The organism is Citrobacter sp. MGH106 (assembly GCF_001037495.1).
In the GTDB taxonomy this organism is placed as follows: domain Bacteria; phylum Pseudomonadota; class Gammaproteobacteria; order Enterobacterales; family Enterobacteriaceae; genus Citrobacter; species Citrobacter murliniae.
This window is the reverse complement of record NZ_KQ089822.1, coordinates 2,127,310-2,147,110: the sequence shown is the minus strand read 5'-3', so window position 1 is coordinate 2,147,110 and position 19,801 is coordinate 2,127,310. Positions and strand designations below refer to the sequence as shown.

The 19,801-nt window shown below is 48.3% G+C and carries 14 protein-coding genes; 9 read left to right on the top strand and 5 right to left on the bottom strand.

Features of this window, described 5'->3' with window-relative positions; genetic code table 11:
• Positions 1-321: 321 nt before the first annotated feature.
• The 4 genes from ompC (at position 322) to ttcA (ending at position 3,445) form a co-directional block, all read left to right on the top strand.
• Positions 322-1,437 carry a porin OmpC gene (ompC, locus tag SK36_RS10180; RefSeq protein WP_048221456.1) on the top strand — a complete coding sequence of 372 codons (1,116 nt, stop codon included), beginning with the start codon at positions 322-324 and terminating at the stop codon, positions 1,435-1,437.
• A 144-nt stretch (positions 1,438-1,581) separates the two neighbouring features.
• Positions 1,582-1,794: a KTSC domain-containing protein gene (locus SK36_RS23610; protein ID WP_075261775.1), complete on the top strand. Its 213-nt coding sequence runs from the start codon at positions 1,582-1,584 to the stop codon at positions 1,792-1,794.
• A gap of 81 nt (positions 1,795-1,875) precedes the next feature.
• Positions 1,876-2,310 carry a universal stress protein UspF gene (gene uspF, locus SK36_RS10170; RefSeq protein WP_048221454.1) on the top strand — a complete coding sequence of 145 codons (435 nt, stop codon included), beginning with the start codon at positions 1,876-1,878 and terminating at the stop codon, positions 2,308-2,310.
• Between the two features lie 199 nt (positions 2,311-2,509).
• Positions 2,510-3,445, top strand: coding sequence for a tRNA 2-thiocytidine(32) synthetase TtcA (gene ttcA, locus SK36_RS10165; RefSeq protein WP_045442865.1), 936 nt, complete (start codon positions 2,510-2,512; stop codon positions 3,443-3,445).
• 87 nt (positions 3,446-3,532) lie between these two features.
• On the opposite strand, the gene dbpA is transcribed toward ttcA, so the two are convergent.
• From dbpA to SK36_RS10150, 4 genes are all read right to left on the bottom strand, one after another.
• The gene (dbpA, locus tag SK36_RS10160) at positions 3,533-4,906 is read right to left on the bottom strand and encodes an ATP-dependent RNA helicase DbpA (RefSeq protein WP_045442869.1); all 1,374 of its coding nucleotides are present in this window, start codon (positions 4,904-4,906) and stop codon (positions 3,533-3,535) included.
• Positions 4,907-4,934: 28 nt separating this feature from the next.
• Positions 4,935-5,117, bottom strand: coding sequence for a proline-rich small protein YnaL (gene ynaL, locus SK36_RS25135; RefSeq protein WP_071828929.1), 183 nt, complete (start codon positions 5,115-5,117; stop codon positions 4,935-4,937).
• Between the two features lie 275 nt (positions 5,118-5,392).
• Positions 5,393-6,376, bottom strand: a complete 984-nt coding sequence (zntB, locus tag SK36_RS10155) for a zinc transporter ZntB (RefSeq protein WP_048221453.1) — start codon at positions 6,374-6,376, stop codon at positions 5,393-5,395.
• 149 nt (positions 6,377-6,525) lie between these two features.
• Positions 6,526-7,692, bottom strand: a complete 1,167-nt coding sequence (locus SK36_RS10150) for a methyl-accepting chemotaxis protein (RefSeq protein ID WP_048222680.1) — start codon at positions 7,690-7,692, stop codon at positions 6,526-6,528.
• Between the two features lie 406 nt (positions 7,693-8,098).
• Between SK36_RS10150 and SK36_RS10145 the strand changes: the two genes are divergently transcribed.
• Both SK36_RS10145 and SK36_RS10140 read left to right on the top strand, forming a co-directional pair.
• Positions 8,099-10,213 carry a putative bifunctional diguanylate cyclase/phosphodiesterase gene (locus SK36_RS10145; protein WP_048221452.1) on the top strand — a complete coding sequence of 705 codons (2,115 nt, stop codon included), beginning with the start codon at positions 8,099-8,101 and terminating at the stop codon, positions 10,211-10,213.
• Between the two features lie 162 nt (positions 10,214-10,375).
• Positions 10,376-11,608 (top strand): GGDEF domain-containing protein, encoded by a 1,233-nt coding sequence (locus SK36_RS10140; protein ID WP_048221451.1) that lies wholly within the window; start codon positions 10,376-10,378, stop codon positions 11,606-11,608.
• Between the two features lie 11 nt (positions 11,609-11,619).
• On the opposite strand, the gene smrA is transcribed toward SK36_RS10140, so the two are convergent.
• Positions 11,620-12,183, bottom strand: a complete 564-nt coding sequence (smrA, locus tag SK36_RS10135; protein WP_048221450.1) for a DNA endonuclease SmrA — start codon at positions 12,181-12,183, stop codon at positions 11,620-11,622.
• Between the two features lie 200 nt (positions 12,184-12,383).
• Here smrA and ogt point away from each other — a divergent pair, with 200 nt between their 5' ends.
• From ogt to SK36_RS10120, 3 genes are all read left to right on the top strand, one after another.
• Complete coding sequence (gene ogt, locus SK36_RS10130; RefSeq protein WP_045442884.1) at positions 12,384-12,899, top strand: methylated-DNA--[protein]-cysteine S-methyltransferase; 516 nt, start codon at positions 12,384-12,386, stop codon at positions 12,897-12,899.
• A gap of 194 nt (positions 12,900-13,093) precedes the next feature.
• Entirely contained in the window at positions 13,094-13,846 is a 753-nt protein-coding gene (fnr, locus tag SK36_RS10125; protein ID WP_003020397.1) for a fumarate/nitrate reduction transcriptional regulator Fnr, read from the top strand.
• Between the two features lie 625 nt (positions 13,847-14,471).
• A complete protein-coding gene (locus tag SK36_RS10120; RefSeq protein ID WP_048221449.1) occupies positions 14,472-19,796 on the top strand; it encodes a peroxidase family protein in 5,325 nt (1,774 codons plus the stop codon).
• Positions 19,797-19,801 lie beyond the last annotated feature (5 nt).

Sequence of the window (19,801 nt, the reverse complement as noted above, 5' to 3'; positions counted from 1 at the left end):
ACAGTTGTTCGGGCTTGTCAATTTATTCGCTGGCTAATCAATATTTCTACTAATTCCCCAACGAAAAATAAAACGTGACAATAAAGGCATATAACCTGCGCAGAATATCCCAACAAAATTGACTTGTATAATTTTAATTTTATATATTTAACTTCAATACATTCACGATAATTATCATCATTTCTGTAGTATTATTTGCTTAAGGTTTTACTTAAGGCGTAACAATTCATATTTATCTCTTTACGGAACTTCTCCTTTAGCATGCTTTTACTCCCTATATGGGTAGTCACAGGTAAATAAAAAAACTAAAGGATTATTTCAATGAACAGAAAAGTATTGGCTCTCGTAATTCCTGCCCTGTTAGCTGCTGGCGCTGCTCACGCTGCTGAAGTTTATAATAAAGACGGCAATAAATTAGATCTCTACGGTAAAGTAGATGGTCTGCACTATTTCTCTGATGACGCTAACAATGATGGCGATCAGACTTATATGCGTCTGGGTTTCAAAGGTGAAACTCAGATCAACGACCAACTGGTTGGTTTCGGTCAGTGGGAATATCAGGTTAACGCTAACACGACTGAAAGCGACCATGGCAACAGCTTCACTCGTCTGGCATTTGCTGGTCTGAAATTTGGCGACTACGGTTCATTCGACTACGGTCGTAACTACGGCGTACTGTACGACGTAGAAGGCTGGACCGATATGCTGCCAGAATTCGGTGGCGACTCTTACACCAAAGCTGACAACTTCATGACCGGTCGTGCGAATGGCGTTGCAACCTACCGCAACACTGATTTCTTCGGTCTGGTAAACGGCCTGAACATGGCACTGCAGTACCAGGGCGCTAACGAAAACCAGTCCCCGGAGCAGGAAGGTACGGGTAATGGCGGCGACCGTAACATGAAGAACTCCAATGGTGACGGCTTCGGTATCTCCTCAACCTACGATCTGGGTATGGGCGTAAGCTTCGGTGCGGCATACACCTCTTCTGACCGTACGAATGAACAGGTTAATCACTCTACCGCTGGTGGCGACAAAGCTGACGCATGGACTGCTGGTCTGAAATATGATGCCAACAACATCTACCTGGCAACCATGTACTCTGAAACCCGTAACATGACTCCGTACGGTGACGCTGGCAACACCATCGCTAACAAAACTCAGAACTTTGAAGTCACTGCACAGTACCAGTTCGACTTTGGTCTGCGTCCGGCAGTTTCTTTCCTGATGTCTAAAGGTCAGGATCTGAACGCAACTGACGGTGACAAAGATCTGGTTAAATACGCTGACGTAGGCGCGACTTACTACTTCAATAAAAATATGTCCACCTACGTTGATTATAAAATCAACCTGCTGGACGAAGATGACAGCTTCTATGCAAACAACGGTATCACCACTGATGACGTTGTAGCACTGGGTCTGGTTTATCAGTTCTAAGTTTGTCAGCCCGCTGGAAACAGCGGGCCATTCTTTTTATGGTAATTCTGTTTTATCTGGATCAAAACATTATATCTGTTGCGTTAAAACGTTTCTTTGATAGATGATATATTGCATTAAGTGCTGTCGTAGAGGATGCCCGCAATGAATCATCACCCCGTCAAATCATCTCGTATTGCATCCGTCGGTTATGACGAATCCTCCTTCACGCTTGAAATTAGGTTTCACCATATGGGTACGCTGCAATATCAGCATGTCCCAGTCCGTGTTTTTCGCGATTTCCTGAAAGTAGTGTCTAAAGGCCGGTTTTACGATGGAGTAATAAAAGGCAAATTTCCTGAAATCAAAATAAAGTGATGCCAAAATGTGACCTCTGTCATTGTACATAAAGTGCCATTACGCGGTAAGCTTTAGATGGATACTTAAACAGGAGGTTTTATGAACAGAACGATTCTTGTACCCATCGATATTTCAGACTCAGAATTAACTCAACGCGTTATTGCCTATGTTGAAGCTGAGGCAAAAATTGACGATGCGCAGGTTCATTTTTTGACCGTCATTCCGTCATTGCCCTATTATGCTTCTCTGGGACTGGCCTACTCGGCAGAGTTACCGGCCATGGACGATCTGAAAGCCGAAGCAAAATCTCAACTGGAAGAGATTATCAAGAAGTTCAATATCCCGACTGACAGAGTACAGGTGCATGTTGCTGAAGGTGCACCAAAAGACAAAATTCTGGAGATAGCAAAAAAATTACCGGCAGATATGGTGATTATTGCCTCTCACCGCCCGGACATCACCACTTACCTGCTGGGTTCTAACGCTGCTGCCGTAGTACGTCATGCGGAGTGTTCGGTTCTGGTTGTTCGCTAAGCTGTTTGGCCCGCACATCGCTGCGGGCTTTTCATTTCTCACCCTTTTACCCCACGATTCCTGACCTAAATGTGCTGACATTTTTCCCGCTTATCCGTACCATACACGCCACAGTTTTTATATCAGACTTCTTTTTGCCGGACTATCCGGCGCGATGCATACGCTTCTGATGCCACACTATGAATTGAGCCTCTACTAAATGTCGCAAAATCAAGATTTTAGCAAGAAAGAACAATACAACCTGAACAAATTACAAAAGCGTCTGCGCCGTAACGTGGGCGAAGCTATTGCCGACTTCAATATGATAGAAGATGGCGATCGTATTATGGTTTGCCTTTCCGGTGGGAAAGACAGCTACACCATGCTGGAAATTCTGCGTAACTTACAGCAGAGCGCACCAATCAGTTTTTCTCTGGTTGCTGTTAACCTTGATCAGAAACAGCCTGGATTCCCGGAGCATGTTTTGCCGGAGTATCTGGAACAGCTTGGCGTTGAATATAAAATCGTCGAAGAGAATACCTACGGTATCGTCAAAGATAAAATTCCTGAAGGTAAAACCACCTGTTCTCTTTGCTCCCGCCTGCGCCGCGGTATCCTGTACCGCACTGCAACAGAATTAGGCGCCACGAAAATTGCGTTGGGGCACCATCGCGATGATATTCTGCAAACGCTGTTTTTGAACATGTTTTATGGCGGGAAAATGAAAGGCATGCCGCCGAAACTGATGAGCGATGATGGTAAGCACATCGTGATCCGCCCGTTAGCCTACTGCCGAGAAAAAGACATCGAGCGTTTCGCAGAAGCCAAGGGCTACCCGATTATTCCGTGTAACCTTTGCGGTTCACAGCCTAACCTGCAGCGCCAGGTGATCGCCGATATGCTGCGCGACTGGGACAAACGTTATCCAGGGCGTATTGAAACCATGTTTAGCGCGATGCAAAACGTTGTGCCTTCACACCTTAGCGATATCAATCTTTTCGATTTCAAAGGCATTAAACATGGTTCAGAAGTCGTGGACGGTGGCGACCTGGCTTTTGATCGTGAAGATATCCCGCTGCAACCCGCCGGCTGGCAGCCAGAAGAAGATGACAATCAGCTGGATGAGTTACGACTGAACGTTGTGGAAGTGAAGTAATTTACGACTCGTTTTATCAGGCCTACAAAGCGCGTGAGCGTCTGTAGGCCTTCAGGCTGTGCGCCATCAGGCGCTCCGGCACGACATTTATTTCAGTAGACGAACCCGGCAAGTTTTGCCTTTGATTTTACCGCCTTGCAATTGCTTCCATGCTTTATGCGCTACGGCCTGGCGAACGGCGACATAAACATGCGCCGGATGAACGGCAATCTTGCCTATATCAGCGCCATCCAGACCGATATCTCCGGTCAGTGCCCCTAAAACATCTCCTGGACGCATTTTTGCCTTTTTACCACCGTCAATACACAGCGTTGCCATTTCGGCTTCAAGCGGCACGATTGCGCTATTGCCTGGTGCAGGCAGCCAGTTCAGCTTCAGCTGTAACATTTCGGAAAGAATATTGGCACGTTGAGCCTCTTCCGGCGCACAGAAACTGATAGCCAGCCCGCTGTTACCGGCACGCGCCGTACGTCCGATACGGTGTACATGGACTTCCGGATCCCATGCCAGTTCGAAGTTAACTACCAGCTCAAGTGATTTAATATCGAGGCCTCGCGCAGCAACATCGGTTGCAACCAGTACGCGAGCGCTTCCGTTCGCAAAACGAACCAGAGTTTGATCACGATCGCGCTGTTCAAGATCGCCATGTAACGACAGCGCACTTTGTCCTGCCGCGTTCAGCGCATCGCAAACTGACTGACAATCTTTTTTGGTATTGCAAAAAACAACGCATGATGCCGGCTGATGCTGACTAAGCAATTTTTGCAGTAACGCAATTTTGCCGTGCGCAGAAGTTTCAAAAAATTGCTGTTCGATGGCGGGTAACGCATCAACTGTATCAATCTCGATCGTTAACGGATTTTGCTGCACCCTACCACTGATAGCGGCAATCGCTTCCGGCCAGGTTGCTGAAAACAACAGCGTCTGACGTGAAGGTGGTGCAAAGCGGATCACATCATCGATCGCATCGCTAAAGCCCATATCCAGCATACGATCGGCTTCATCCATGACCAGCGTATTCAGGGCATCCAGAGAGACTGTTCCCTTTTGCAGGTGGTCAAGTAAACGGCCTGGCGTAGCGACAATGATGTGCGGCGCATGTTGAAGTGAATCGCGCTGCGCACCAAAGGGTTGTCCACCGCACAAGGTTAAGATCTTGGTATTGGGCAGAAAACGCGCTAAACGACGAAGCTCACCAGCCACCTGGTCAGCGAGTTCCCGCGTCGGGCACAAGACCAGTGATTGCGTCTGGAAAAGAGAGGCATCAATATGCTGTAAAAGCCCAAGACCAAACGCGGCCGTTTTGCCACTGCCGGTTTTTGCCTGCACGCGAACATCTTTTCCGGCCAGGATCGCCGGCAGCGCAGCGGCCTGAACAGGCGTCATTTCAAGATAACCCAGCTCATTGAGATTCTCGAGTTGGGCGGCAGGCAAAACATTCAGGGTAGAAAAAGCGGTCACAATTTTATCTCGCGGTAAAAACTCACATTCAGCAGGCGCGTATCCTCGCAGATCTCCGCCTGTGATGCGACAATTTAATCGGTTCTTGATCCGGTGGTGGGTCCGGCATCGGTTGCGGACGGGGTATCGGATCGGGTACAGGGACCGGGTCGGTAGGTAACGACTCGGCGTTTGGGACTTGTAGCTGCAGTAATGCAATCAGGCAGGTCATATTATCCTCCAGTCAATCAGGCTGACTCTTTTAGGGTAGACGCTGATTTCCTGCAGGCAAAAAAAAGCCGACTAATCTAAGTCGGCGTCGTACGAATCAATTGTGCTATGCAGTAATTCAAAAAAGGAAGTAAGACAATATGGAGCGCAACGCCCATCGCTTGACGTTGCATTCACCTGCGAGAGAGATATTGCCCCGAATAGGTAGATGGTTTATTGACTTCGCTCAAAAGAATGGGCGTTTTCATCTGCGAAAGGCTCTAAAAAACGTTGTTGTTACAACCATTTACTACGATGCAACCATAAAGTAACACCACCAATCAGGACAACTAACAGAATACAAAACAACGAGAAGCCAAATTGCCAGCCTCCACCAGGAATGCCTCCGAGGTTAACGCCGAATAATCCGGTTAAAAATGTGCTGGGCAGAAAGACCATTGCCATCAATGACATGGTATAGGTTCTGCGAGCCAGCGATTCCTGCATAACCTGCGCAATTTCATCCGCCATAATGCCGGTTCGGGCGATACAAGCGTCTATCTCATCCAGACCTCTTCCCAGTCTGTCGGAAATATCCTGCATCCGGCGGCGCTGGTCGTCGGTCATCCACGGTAAACGGTCACTCGCTAAACGCGAGTAAACATCGCGTTGAGGAGCCATGTAGCGACGCATGACAATCAGTTGCTTACGCAGTAATGCCAGAAAGCCTCGTGGCGGGATTTGCTGATCAAGCAAATTGTCTTCCAGGTCGATGATTTTATCATGCAGTTGCTCGATAAATTCGCTGGCATGATCGGTCAAGGCATCGCACACATCGACCAACCAGCCTCCGCAATCATTCGGTCCCGTCCTTTCCTCTAGCTCGCTGACCACATCATCCAGCGCCAAAACTTTACGCTGGCGTGTAGAAACAATCAGACGCTCATCCATATACACACGCATCGCGACAAGCTGGTCTGGACGTTCATCGGTGCTGCCATTAATACAGCGCAACGTGATCAACGTGCCTTCGCCCATTCGGCTTACGCGCGGGCGCATGCTTTCTCCTGCCAGCGCATCACGCACATTGTTAGGAAGTAACGGCGTTGTCGCCAGCCATTGCGCGCTATCCGGATGGGTATAATTAAGATGCAACCAACAGGGATGCTGACTGTCGATAACATCGTTATCATCAAGCGGTTTCACCCCACCTTGGCCATCCAGCAGCCAGGCAAATACGGCATCCGGCACATTAACTTCAGATCCCCTAATGGCTTCCACAGCACCTCCACATACACTCAGCTTTTTCGTTAGTCTAGCCTTCAGAATATGTTAAGCAATATCTCATTGTCCCATTGTGCTGAAATGATTCAGAAAAATGTTCAGATAAAGTAAAAAGCGCCGACGATGTCAGCGCTTTTACAGCAGGATTAGAATGAATGACCATATCTATCCCGTAGACTTTTTCCTGTTACAACAGAACTGCTTCGGGATTGTGTGAGTGGATCAGCCACTGAGATAGTACTCAAGCGAAATTTATGTGTTCGGGACTGGAGGTCATCCACCTGACTTTTCAGAATACCTGAAGAGTCAGATAATTCATCGACCATGATGGCATTGCTTTGGGTCACATTTTCCAGTTCAGCCAGGGCCTGGGTTATCTTCGTGATCCCTTTTTCCTGCTCCTGCGTTGTCGTCAGTATTTCACCCATCAACTGGTTTAATTGGCCGGCACCATCGACAATGTCCTGCATATTTTTTTCTGCTTCGCGCACAACAGCTGCACCCTGCTGAACATTGTAATGTGTCTCATCAATTAGCCGTTTAATATTTTTTGCCGCCTCTGCGCTACGATGTGCAAGTATTCTCACTTCACCTGCAACCACGGAAAATCCTTTACCATGCTCACCTGCCCTTGCTGCCTCCACTGCGGCATTCAGTGCCAGGATGTTCGTCTGAAATGCAATGCCATCTATCAGCGTAATAATTTCCGTCATCTGTTCCGCACATTCAGTAATAGAGCGCATATTTGACGCTACCTGCACCATTAATTCGCCGCCCTGACGCGCGGATTGCGTCGCGATATTAGCCTGAGCGCTGGCCATCTGCGTGTTATCCGCATTATTTCGTGTGCTGACTGCGATTTCATCCATGTTTGCGGTTGTTTGCATTAATGCCCCTGATTGCTGTTCCGTTTTAACTGACAGCTCAGCACTGCGCTCGGCGAGTTGTTCTGAGAGCGTCATCGCAGTTCTTGAGGACGTTCTTATCTCACTGACTAAGGATGAAATATTGTTCGACAAGCTATTAATACCGGGAATGAGCCGACCCGCACAGTTATTTCCGAATTCTGGAATGCTGATTGCCAGATTCCCAGATGTAACCTCTTCGATACTCCTTTTTACGGTATTGATCGGCACCACCAGGTATTTTGTCATGTACCACCACAGACATAATATAGAAATAGCATTTACAATATTAGCGTAAATAATTACATCCAGTCTGGCAGATAATATGAATTCAACGACATTGACGATAACAAGAGTGAACACCAGAAATAAAATAATAAACGTCCTGACACTGATGTTATTTAACATATGATCCTGCTTATCAAGGAATAATGCGGGTATTATTTTTATAGCATCTGCGATGTAGATTGCCATTACTCCATAACGAAACCTGAACATTCAATTAGAGCATGCCGCATTTTCACTTAAGTCACAGTATTACGCCATCAGTTTATGCTAGCTTGGTATTTTATCCTGATAACGATGAAAATCTGGCGGGCTGTCGATGTTTTGTAATGCCAGCCGGGTTAAGCCCTCCCTTCTAAACCTATAAATTTAATTAATGCTTATATAAGTAAACTATGGGTATTGGCTTGCTATGCATGCTTCAACTAATACTGCGGGTAAAAAAATAAGAGCGCTCCTGGTTTTACCAGGTTAACTGGACAAAACCTGCTAAATTTATCATCACGGCTTTTTTTCGATGGGTAGTATGATGTTGCACGTTTCGTGGGACCCTGTATTGATTGGGATTTCCTTTGTTGTCGCTTTTATCGCCTCTTTTATTGCTCTCGATAGTGCGGGCAAAGTTGCTATATCCAGTCGACGAGAATCTACCTTCTGGCGACTATCTGGTGGAGCAACGTTGGGCATGGGGATCTGGTCAATGCACTTTATCGGCATGCTGGCCATGAAAATGAACATGCCCATAAACTATCACGTTCCCCTCACCGCCTTTTCTTTCTTTATCGCGCTTGCCAGCGCAACCCTCGCTATTAATATTGCGATCTCTGGCAAGACGTTATCGATAAAACGGCTTGCCATCGCGACAAGCGTATTGAGCACCGGCGTGGTGACTATGCATTACGTCGGCATGGCCGCCATTATCGAGCATGCCGCCATTACATGGGATTACTCGCTTATACTGCTCTCGGTAATCATTGCTGTTGGCGCATCGGGAGTCGGTTTATGGCTTGCTTTTCATTTACGACAAAATACCCGACGCGTATTGATTAACCGACTTATTGCCGCGCTGATTATGGCGCTGGCAATCGCCTCCATGCATTATACCGGGATGGGGGCGGCGACCTTCACGCACGCAGGGCACGGTCAGAACGACGGGATCGGTACGCTTGAATTGTCCATCTGGGTGTCAGCCATTACTCTGGTAATTCTGGGTATTATGCTGGTTATCTCGATGGTGGACTCTCAACTGCGTACATCCCGGTTGGCTGACAATCTGCATCAGCTAAACTGCCAGCTTGAGCATCAGGTACACTTCGATTCTTTGACCGGCCTGGCTAATCGTGCGCAATTCGACGCCTGTTTGCAGGCCTGCCTGCGGCATTCCAAACTCCATCAACAACGCTTTGCGCTGGTCTTTATCGACCTCGATCGGTTCAAAGTCGTCAATGATACCTGGGGGCATCACATTGGCGATCAGCTACTGATTGCCAGTACTCAACGGATCTATACATGCCTTGATGACACCATGACACTCGCAAGACTGGGGGGCGATGAGTTTATTCTTCTGGTGCCCGACAGTAACAAAGATGCTATCTCCGCCCTGCTTACCCGAATTGCCAGTGTCATTAAAGAACCTTTTACACTGTTCGGACGCACTATCAGGGTCTCATTAAGTGCAGGAAGCAGTATTTATCCTGAGCACGGTTCAACGCTGCATGAGCTCAAAGTGAAGGCAGACATGGCGATGTACCATGTCAAACAGGCTGGCAGAAACGGCTGGGCGCTTTATTCACCGGAAATGGAGACTATTGCCGCTACGCCTCCCACCTTTTTACAGGAACTGTCGCAAGCGCTTGAGCGGAATCAATTTGAGTTGTGGTATCAGCCGAAATATACCGCAGGCGATCATTCGCTGGCAGGTTTTGAAGCGTTACTGCGTTGGCATCACCCTGAGCGCGGTGTGCTGTTGCCTGCTGAGTTTCTGCCTGCACTTGAGGAAACAGGTCTGATACTTCCTGTTGGTACCTGGGTTCTCCAGCAGGCCTGCTTCCAGTTGCATCAGTGGAAATCTCAGGGTCATGGAGAGTGGACTCTCGCGGTGAATCTCTCACCCGCGCAGTTTGAACAACATGATATCGTCGATATTGTCTGCAATGCCCTGGCACAATATCAACTTTCACCTGCGCAATTAACACTGGAACTCACTGAGAGTACCGCGCTTAAAAATCTCAAACGCAGTGTGGAAGTATTGAATGCCTTTTCTGCTCTTGGGATCATCGTTTCTATTGATGATTTCGGCACTGGTTATTCAAATATATTGATGTTGAAATCTCTCCCGGCCCGGGAATTAAAAATCGACAGAATATTTGTTAAAGATATTAGCGAAAACAACAAGAACACAAAAATCGTGTCTACTATTATTGACATAGCCCAATCCATGAATATGTGCGTTGTTGCTGAGGGAATAGAGACTCCGGAACAGGAAGCGTTGCTAACCCAAATGGGGTGCGGAGTATTACAAGGTTTCCTGTTTGCTAAACCGCTGCCAGCGCACAGAATCCATGAGTTGCTGCAAACAGAAAGTACCGTTAAAACTAAACCAGTCTTACAGCCATTATCTCACCGTCAATCAATAACATTGTGAGCATGAACAATAAGAATTAGAGCCTGGCCCAGTAGGCGTACATTATTGCAGCCAATTTAGAACTCTGTCGGGGCCAAAATGGCAAATAAAATAACCTAATGGGACAGGCTCTTATTCGCCCTTAAACCGGCAACACAGCATATAAAGATAACGGGATTATCGATGAGCACAACTGAACTGCATTCACTGGATTTATTAACCATTCCGGTCTGGATCGTTTTGCCCCACACCGAAGAGCTGGTGTTCGCCAATGCCGTTGCGCGGGAAATAATGCCTGAGCCGAACTTTTCCCGACTCAGGAGGGGAATATTCTCGACCCATGCCCAGGCGGATTTGCCGATGTATCTCGGTGATTTGAGAAATCATCACGACATTGTAGAAATTATCACCGTTTATAGGGATGGCGCGGAAATAGCACTGTCCTGCCGCCTGTCTATAAGAACTCTCGCCAACGTTGGTGATGTTATCCTTTTTGAAGGTATTGAGACCCCCAGCGCACAGGGGCTGAAAGCCAGTCGTTCCGCTACCTATCAGCGTAAGAAACAAGGGTTTTACGCGCGTTTTTTTCTGACAAACTCAGCGCCGATGTTGCTCATCGACCCCTCACGCGATGGGCTTATTGTCGATGCGAATTTGAGCGCGCTAACTTTCTATGGCTACAGCCATGACGTGATGTGCCAGAAACACACCTGGGAAATAAATATGCTGGGCCGCCATATACTACCGGTAATGCACAAAATAGCGCATTTGCCTGGTGGCCATAAGCCCTTACATTTTGTTCATAAACTTGCTGATGGCAGCACCCGTCACGTACAAACCTACGCCGGTCCCATTGAGATTTACGGCAACAAACTCATGTTGTGCATCATTCATGATATTACTGAACAAAAGCGCCTGGAACAGGAGCTGGAACGGGCAGCCCTTCATGACGCATTAACCGGGTTACTTAACCGCAGACATTTTTATCAAATTACCGAGCCCGAACAGACACACGCTATATCATTAACTCAGGATTACAGCCTGCTGCTGATCGACACCGATCGGTTTAAGAGCATTAACGATCTCTTCGGTCATTTAAAAGGAGATGAAGTGCTTTGCGCTCTGGCTCGCACGCTGGAATCTTGCGCGAGAAAAGACGATTTGATTTTTCGCTGGGGTGGTGAAGAGTTTGTCTTGCTGCTGCCTCGTACGTCTCTGGATGTCGCCATTAATCTTGCTGAGGTGATACGCGCGACGGTAGCCAGGGTCACTCTTCCTGGTCTGCCCCGCTTTACCGTGAGTATCGGCGTGGCACGTCACGAAGCTAACGAAAGCATTGATGAGTTATTCAAGCGCGTGGACGACGCGCTATATAAAGCCAAGAATGAAGGCAGGAACAGAGTGCTGGCAGCCTGAGGTTGAATCAGTTAGCGGCAACGTTTCGCGTGACGTTCCCAGTTATCCTGTTTTGCCTGCGCCGTTTTACGTAACGCAACATAGCACGCTCCACTGCCACCATGATGCGGCAGTGCGGTGCAATAGGCCTGCACATCTTCAAACTCCGTCAGCCAGCGCGCCACGTAGCTGCGTACAATATTGGCATGGGAATTATCGTCACGTCCCTTGCCATGAATAACCAGTACGTTACGCAAACCATCCTGTTGTGCCTGAAGAATAAAGCTAAATAGCATCTGACGGCATTTTTCGATGGGCTGACGCAGAAGGTTGAGGCTCGCCTGCTGAGGATATTTTCCGGTACGCAACTTGTCGATAACGCCATGCTGCAAACCTTCGCGACGAAACTCCAGTGGTACGCTTAGAGGTACGATATCGAGGAAGCCTGTCGAGAGGTAATTATCTAATTGCAGTGTATCGATACGTGCCGGAGTACGCAGGTTACGTACAGGTTGCCAGTGAACATCAGCGCAGCCTTTCAGAGGTTCAACATCCCCCATTGCCTCAAGAAACAGCGATGCATCATCAAGGTTCATGTTTCATCCTCCAGCGTTTTTGCGACGGCCATTATCATAACCGCGCAGTATTACACGGACAACGGTTTACGGTAATTTCCAATAATTCGCATAGATAACGAGGAGTTCAATAGTGGATCTAAGGGGGTATAGCTGTGTATATCAATGGCGTGATATTGTGTGATCCCGCTGAATTGCCGCGCCTGTAATGAGAGAAACGGATGCTGAATTTACTTGAAGACACTATCGCAACGCCACTGGGGCCACTGTGGGTTATTTGTGACGAGCAGTTTCGCCTGCGCGCCGTGGAATGGGACCAGCACCGTGATCGCATGGAACAACTACTGGATATTCATTATCGTACTGAGGGTTATCGGCGTAGTGCCGTCAAAAATCCCGGCGGGTTGAGCGACAAGCTGTCAGACTATTTTGCAGGAAACCTTAGCATCATTGACTCGCTTGAAACCGCGACCGCGGGAACACCTTTCCAGCGGGAAGTATGGCAAGCACTACGCACAATCCCGTGCGGACAGGTGATGCATTATGGACAACTGGCAGAGAAGTTGGGGCGTCCTGGCGCAGCCAGAGCCGTTGGTGCCGCGAATGGTTCTAATCCGGTGAGTATCGTTGTCCCCTGCCATCGCGTTATTGGACGTAACGGCACAATGACAGGATATGCTGGTGGTGTGCAGCGAAAAGAGTGGTTGTTGCGCCACGAAGGCTATTTGCTTCTCTAGGATCCAGGCAATAAATGCCTTATTCATCACACTTCCACATATAACACCCTCAAATAAAATGCGGTTAATCAGATAGATACAAACATTCAACCAGCTTATGCCTGAATTATTCTCTATTGGGAGTAGCTCAGGCTTACGTGCTCACCAAAAAGATGTTAAAATTGACAAATATCAATTACGGCTTGAGCAGACCTATGATCCCGGAAAAGCGAATTATACGGCGCATTCAGTCTGGCGGTTGTGCTATCCATTGCCAGGATTGCAGCATCAGCCAGCTTTGCATCCCGTTCACACTTAACGAGCATGAGCTTGACCAGCTCGACAACATCATCGAGCGCAAAAAGCCTATCCAAAAAGGACAGACGCTTTTTAAAGCAGGTGATGAGCTTAAATCACTCTATGCGATCCGCTCCGGTACGATAAAAAGTTATACCATTACCGAACAGGGCGATGAGCAAATTACCGGCTTTCATCTGGCTGGCGACCTGGTTGGTTTCGATGCCATTGGCAGCGGCCATCACCCAAGTTTTGCCCAGGCGCTTGAAACCTCAATGGTATGCGAAATTCCGTTCGAAACTCTGGACGATCTGTCCGGTAAGATGCCTAACCTGCGTCAGCAGATGATGCGTCTGATGAGCGGCGAGATCAAAGGCGATCAGGACATGATCCTGTTGTTGTCAAAGAAAAATGCGGAAGAGCGTTTGGCGGCCTTTATCTACAATCTGTCCCGTCGTTTCGCACAACGTGGCTTCTCACCTCGCGAATTCCGTCTGACAATGACTCGTGGCGATATTGGTAATTACCTTGGATTGACGGTCGAAACTATCAGTCGTCTGTTGGGTCGATTCCAGAAAAGTGGCATGTTGGCGGTAAAAGGCAAATATATCACTATCGAGAACAGCGATGCGCTGGCGGTCCTTGCCGGCCACACACGAAACGTTGCTTAATCTTTCAGGTTAACCTTCTGTCAAATCGTTAAATTTCCCGATTTATTGATTTGGCAGGAGGTTCTCTCCTTTTTCACATAATCCCTTCCCTTTTAAAAAAAACCTTCAACAGCACAGACGTTTATTACAGTCTGCTGTTTCATTTTTTATTTTCTTTTTAAGCCCGATTCAGTGTAAAAATAATTTGACATTAATTGAAATGTAAAGAAATGAAAATTTAATCTTATTCATAATAAAGTATGAGTGAAGTCGGTCCAGGAAAATCCATAGTTATGATCATAACAAAAATGTAATGTGAGATAAAAACCCCAACAAATTTAAACATTGCAAGACATCGTCTTCTTCACCCCCTGTGCCTTGAATATGCCTGCAGATTCAATGGTTCAGGGCTGCCTGCAACTCGCTGAAACTGAATTCATAAGTGAGGTGAATGTATTATTGCGACCGGTATAAAGCTCAGGAGAATACCTCTAATTACGTAGTTAATATTTTTAGTCATTAAATAAATGGACTTAAAAGACGTAATAACAATTAAGCATCAAATACGACTCATTCTCATGTCAATTTGTAAACAGAAGAATTGAGTGATGATAGCTAAATTAAGGTAAAGATAGGGGTAATTATTATGGCCTCACAATATGACTTTACTGTCACACTGCACGATCTCGCTTTTATTCTCAAGCAGATCAAAATATCAGAAGCCGCAACTAACCCTGACGGCACCATCAATGGTGATGAACTTCGTGAGTTAGTCTCCAGCCCATTGTTACCGTATGGGCTACGCACTGTTGATGGTTCATGGAATAACCTACTGCCGGGTCAGGAGCTATACGGTTCAGCCGATCAGACTATGCCGCGGTTAACAGCACTGAACTGGCAGGACGCAGATCAAATGACCAGTTACACCCAAATCGGTGGGACGGTTATTGATGCTGACCCTCGGGTTATCAGTAATTTAATATCTGACCAAACGGCATCTAACCCGGCTGCGTTGGAAGTTTACAACTCATTAAAAAATGCTCCCGGAGGAGGAACCACTTCGGAAAATGGCAGTTTGTCCATTCCAAACCAGTCTCCAGATATTGGTCTCTCCCCTGCTTTTAATGGCTGGATGACCTTTTTTGGTCAGTTTTTTGACCATGGGCTGGACTTAATACCAAAAGGGGGAAATGGCATTGTCTTCATTCCGTTGCAACCCGACGATCCTTTATACGTAAAAGGATCGCCGACAAATTTCATGGTATTAACTCGGGCACAAGTTGATGAAAACCATGAAACTGTAAACCTCACCACTCCATTCATTGATCAAAACCAAACCTATACCTCCCACCCTTCGCATCAGATTTTTATCCGTGAGTACGTATTAATCGACGGTAAACCGGAACCTACTGGTAATTTATTAGGCGGAGTTAATGGCGGACTGGCAACCTGGGCTGATGTTAAAAACCAGGCCGAAAGTTTGCTGGGAATTAAACTCACCGATCAAGATGTTTTTAATGTTCCACTTCTGGCGACTGACCGCTACGGTAATTTGATTTTAAGTGAAAATGGTAAAGTACAGATTGTTACCACTGGCGGGTTAGTCGAAGCTAACGGTGGTCTATTACCGGATGGAACGCTCCGAACCGGGCATGCTTTTCTCGATGATATTGCACATACTGCCGCGCCAAAATCAGGTCTTGTGGCTGATAGTGATAATGCCATTGGAGGTGAACAACCTGCCGGCACCTATGATAACGAACTGCTCGACCGCCACTTTATCACCGGAGACGGACGTGGTAACGAGAACATTGGTTTAACCGCTGTACACGCAGTATTTCACAGCGAACATAACCGCCTGGTTGAACAATATAAAACTACCCTGCTGGAAACGGGTGATATTGATCTTATTAACCAGTGGCTGATGCCGTCACACCAAATTACTGAGCTACCGGCAGATACCAGTACCCTGGTATGGAATGGTGAGTATCTATTCCAGGCGGGGCGCTTCTCCACGGAAATGCAGTATCAGCACCTCGTTTTTGAGGAGTTCGCGCGTACCGTACAACCCGCTGTCGATCCGTTTGTCTTCTCTAATACGGCGGATATTAATCCACTGATTTTTGCTGAGTTTGCGCATGTGGTTTACCGTTTTGGACATTCGATGCTCACAGAAACCGTGGCCCGTACCGACATCGATATGCAAAGCGGGGATATCGGCCTGATTGCCGCGTTCCTAAACCCGGTTGCGTTTAATGAAATTAACGGTGTCACCGTTACTGACGATCAGGCGATCGGCGCAATTGTGCGTGGCATGACGCGGCAGGTTGGCAACGAAATTGATGAGTTCATTACTGATGCCCTGCGTAATAACCTGATTGGGCTGCCACTTGATTTAGGTGCGCTTAACATTGCCCGTGGCCGGGATACGGCAATGCCGACATTAAACCAGGCCCGCGAGCAGTTCTTTGAATTAAGCGGAGACTCTCAGCTACGGCCATATACCAGCTGGGCTGATTTTACGACGTACCTGAAAAACCCCGCTTCAATCATCAACTTTATGGCGGCCTACGGCCAGCATGAGTTGATTCTTAACGCCACCACCCTTGAAGGTAAACGCGCGGCGGTAAACTTTTTGTTGTTTGGTGATGCCAACAACTCCCCGCCAGCTGACGCAATGGACTTCTTCAACAGTACCGGTGCATGGGCCACCAAAGAATCTGGCCTGAATATGGTCGACTTCTGGATCGGTGGTCTGGCGGAACGTAAAAACGAATTTGGCGGGATGCTCGGTTCGACCTTCAACTTTGTTTTTGAAACACAAATGGAAATGTTGCAGGACGGCGACCGTTTCTACTATTTGAGCCGCGTTCAGGGGCTTAACTTGCTCAATGAACTGGAGGCGAACTCTTTTTCCGCCCTGGTGATGCGTAACAGCGACCTCGGTGAAAACGGTTCCTCTCACCTCCCCGCCAACCTCTTCCAGACGCCAGATCATATATTCGAGGTGAACCGTGTACTGCAAACGGAAATAGATCCTAAATGGGGTAACCCACTGAAAGATTTGCTTTCACCTTTGTTGGTACGTCGTGATCCCGGTGCCGATGTGAACGGTGATGGTTTTGCGGATGGTGGTTACCTTAAATATACCGGCGACGGACACGTCGTGCTCGGTGGTACCGCCGGAAACGATACGTTAATCGGTGGTAAAGGTATCGACAGCCTGTGGGGTGACGGCGGTGATGACCGTCTTGACGGTGGCGATGAAGCGGATGTGGTCCACGGCGGTGACGGTAATGACATCATTACAGACACCGGTACGCCCGTTGGCGATGCCGACTTCCTGCATGGGGATGCCGGGCACGATGTTATTTTCTCCGGCAACGGTAACGATCTGGTCTTTGGCGGCACTGGCAGTGACTTCGTGGTGGTAGGCGAAGATGCACAGGAAGTCTTCTCTGGGCAGGATAACGACTTTGCGCTGGGAGGATCGGGTGGCGACTTCCTGCTGGGTAATGAAGGCGACGACTGGCTGGAAGGTGGTGACGGATTTGACACGCTCGCTGGTGATAACTCTGAGTTGTTCTTCAACAGCACTATTATTGGTCATGATGTCCTGAACGGTCAGGGTAACGACACTGACTACGATGGTGAAGCCGGTGACGACATAATGGTTCAGGGCGCGGGCATTCAACGAAATAATGGTATGGCGGGTTTTGACTGGGCCATCCATAAAGGCGATCCGAACGGCGCTAACTCTGACCTCGGGATCCCTATTTTCGTGAACCAGCAAGAATTTATTCTGCGTGACCGTTTTGACCTTGTTGAAGGGCTATCAGGATGGAAACATAACGATGTGTTAACCGGCACTGAACAGCCCATCGGTACGGCCCCGGTTCAGGGTGTTCCTCTTTCCAACAACCTGACTCAGGAAGGTGCGGACAGAATTGACGGTCTACAGGCTATCCTGGGCGTAGAGCGTTCCGCTAACCCTGATACGGTTCTGCTGAATCCTGATGATGGTAGCGACATTTTACTCGGTGGCGGCGGCAGCGACCGTATAACCGGTAAGGCTGGTAATGACATTATCGATGGCGATGCCTGGCTGAATGTGCGCATTGCCGTAACCGGTATGGCAGGACTCACCAGTGCCGAGAGTATGGCCGAATTGAAATCTTACATGCTGGCTGGCACGTTGAAACCGAATCAACTGTCAATTGTGCGTGAAATCTTGCATGACGGTGATGGCACAGAAACGGATGTTGCGGTGTACCGTGACATTAGCAGCAACTATGCCTTTACCCGTATGGCAGATGGAAGCCTCCGGGTCGACCACGCAACACCAGATGCCGCCTTAAATCTTAATGATGGTATTGACCGTTTACTGAACATCGAAAAACTGGAGTTTGGTAACGGCGAACAGTTATGGGTAACGGCGCAAAAAGCGACTGGCGACCTTGCAATCAATAATGCTGCACCTTCTGTGGGCGACTTACTGCGCGTTAATCTGGCGAACTTGTTAGATGGTAACGGCCTCGCGGCGGATGTGGCAATCACGATGACATGGCAGGCATTTGTTAACGGCCAGTGGCGGGATCAGGCAACCGGGGTGGAGTTCAGAGTGCCGGGATCTATTCAGGGTGCTCCGCTGCGCGTCGTCGCCAGTTTCAACGATCGGATGGGCGATGCTGAAACCTTAGTATCAGCGCAAACCCAGGCGATCATGCCACGCAATCAGGCGACAACCGGCGTGCCAGTGATTAATGACCTGACGCCGACTGAAAGCCTGACGCTTACCGCCGTGGTATCAGGCATCGCTGATGCCGACGGCCTGAGCGGAGGCAATTTCACCTACCAATGGAGAATGAGTTCCCCGACCGGATTCGTCAATATTATCGGCGCGACATCGGCCACCTACACCCCCGGTCAGGCGATGGTTGGACGGACGTTACAAGTGGTTGTCACCGTCATTGATGACGAAGGTAACCCCCCTGTTGTTCTGACATCAACAACTACTCAGCCTGTTGGCGACCTCATTGTGGGAACTAACGCCGGTAACACGCTGACAGGTACTGCATGGAGTGACATTCTGCGCGGTGAAGGCGGTAATGACACCCTGCTTGGACGTGCGGGTGATGACCTGTTAGTTGGCGGGGCTGGTAACGACACGCTCTCTGGTGAAGCAGGACAAGACACGCTGCAAGGTGATGCAGGAAACGACATGCTTGATGGTGGTCTGGGTGCAGACAGCATGACGGGCGGAGCCGGAGATGACACCTATATCGTCGATGATTTTGGTGACGTAGTTATCGAAGGTGTTAATGGCGGGACGGATGTTGTCCGAACCAGTCTGAGCAGTTATGACCTGAGCGATAACGTTGAAGAACTGGTATTTACCGGAACCGGCAGTTTTATCGGTACCGGGAACGGGATTGCCAACATCATCACAGGTGGGGCCGGTAATGACCAACTGTTTGGTATGGGGGGCAACGACCAGTTGTTTGGTGGCGTCGGAAATGACTTCCTTGATGGTGGAGATGGCGCCGATAACCTGCAGGGTGGAAACGGTAACGACGTCATGATTGGCGGTGCTGGTGCCGATACGCTCTCCGGTGGGAACGGCGACGATATTCTCAATGGCCAGGAAGGAAATGACAATCTGGATGGCGGTGCCGGAAATGACATTTTTGCCTTCGGATCAAACTTTGGGCAAGACCGCATTACCGGCTTTGACAGTAACCCAAATGGCGGCCAGGACTATCTTGATCTGGTATTCCTTGGTATCAACGCGGGTAATTTTGCCAGCAGCGTTGCCATCACCGGAAGCAATGGCAACACCATCGTGACCATCGGCGCTGACACCATTACGTTAGTGGGCGTGAATTCAACCACCGTTAATATCGGTGATTTTTACCTGGAACTTCCAACCACACTTGCCAGTAATAACGGCAATAGTTCATTGATCGTATAAGGAGA

Excerpts from the sequence above, each read along its gene's own strand:
- SK36_RS10150 (WP_048222680.1), bottom strand. The coding sequence starts at position 7,692 with ATGTTAAATAACATCAGTGTCAGGACGTTTATTATTTTATTTCTGGTG.
- SK36_RS10120 (WP_048221449.1), top strand. The coding sequence starts at position 14,472 with ATGGCCTCACAATATGACTTTACTGTCACACTGCACGATCTCGCTTTT.
- fnr (WP_003020397.1), top strand. The coding sequence starts at position 13,094 with ATGATCCCGGAAAAGCGAATTATACGGCGCATTCAGTCTGGCGGTTGT.
- ompC (WP_048221456.1), top strand. The coding sequence starts at position 322 with ATGAACAGAAAAGTATTGGCTCTCGTAATTCCTGCCCTGTTAGCTGCT.
- uspF (WP_048221454.1), top strand. The coding sequence starts at position 1,876 with ATGAACAGAACGATTCTTGTACCCATCGATATTTCAGACTCAGAATTA.
- SK36_RS23610 (WP_075261775.1), top strand. The coding sequence starts at position 1,582 with ATGAATCATCACCCCGTCAAATCATCTCGTATTGCATCCGTCGGTTAT.
- ynaL (WP_071828929.1), bottom strand. The coding sequence starts at position 5,117 with ATGACCTGCCTGATTGCATTACTGCAGCTACAAGTCCCAAACGCCGAG.
- smrA (WP_048221450.1), bottom strand. The coding sequence starts at position 12,183 with ATGAACCTTGATGATGCATCGCTGTTTCTTGAGGCAATGGGGGATGTT.
- ttcA (WP_045442865.1), top strand. The coding sequence starts at position 2,510 with ATGTCGCAAAATCAAGATTTTAGCAAGAAAGAACAATACAACCTGAAC.
- ogt (WP_045442884.1), top strand. The coding sequence starts at position 12,384 with ATGCTGAATTTACTTGAAGACACTATCGCAACGCCACTGGGGCCACTG.
- SK36_RS10140 (WP_048221451.1), top strand. The coding sequence starts at position 10,376 with ATGAGCACAACTGAACTGCATTCACTGGATTTATTAACCATTCCGGTC.
- SK36_RS10145 (WP_048221452.1), top strand. The coding sequence starts at position 8,099 with ATGTTGCACGTTTCGTGGGACCCTGTATTGATTGGGATTTCCTTTGTT.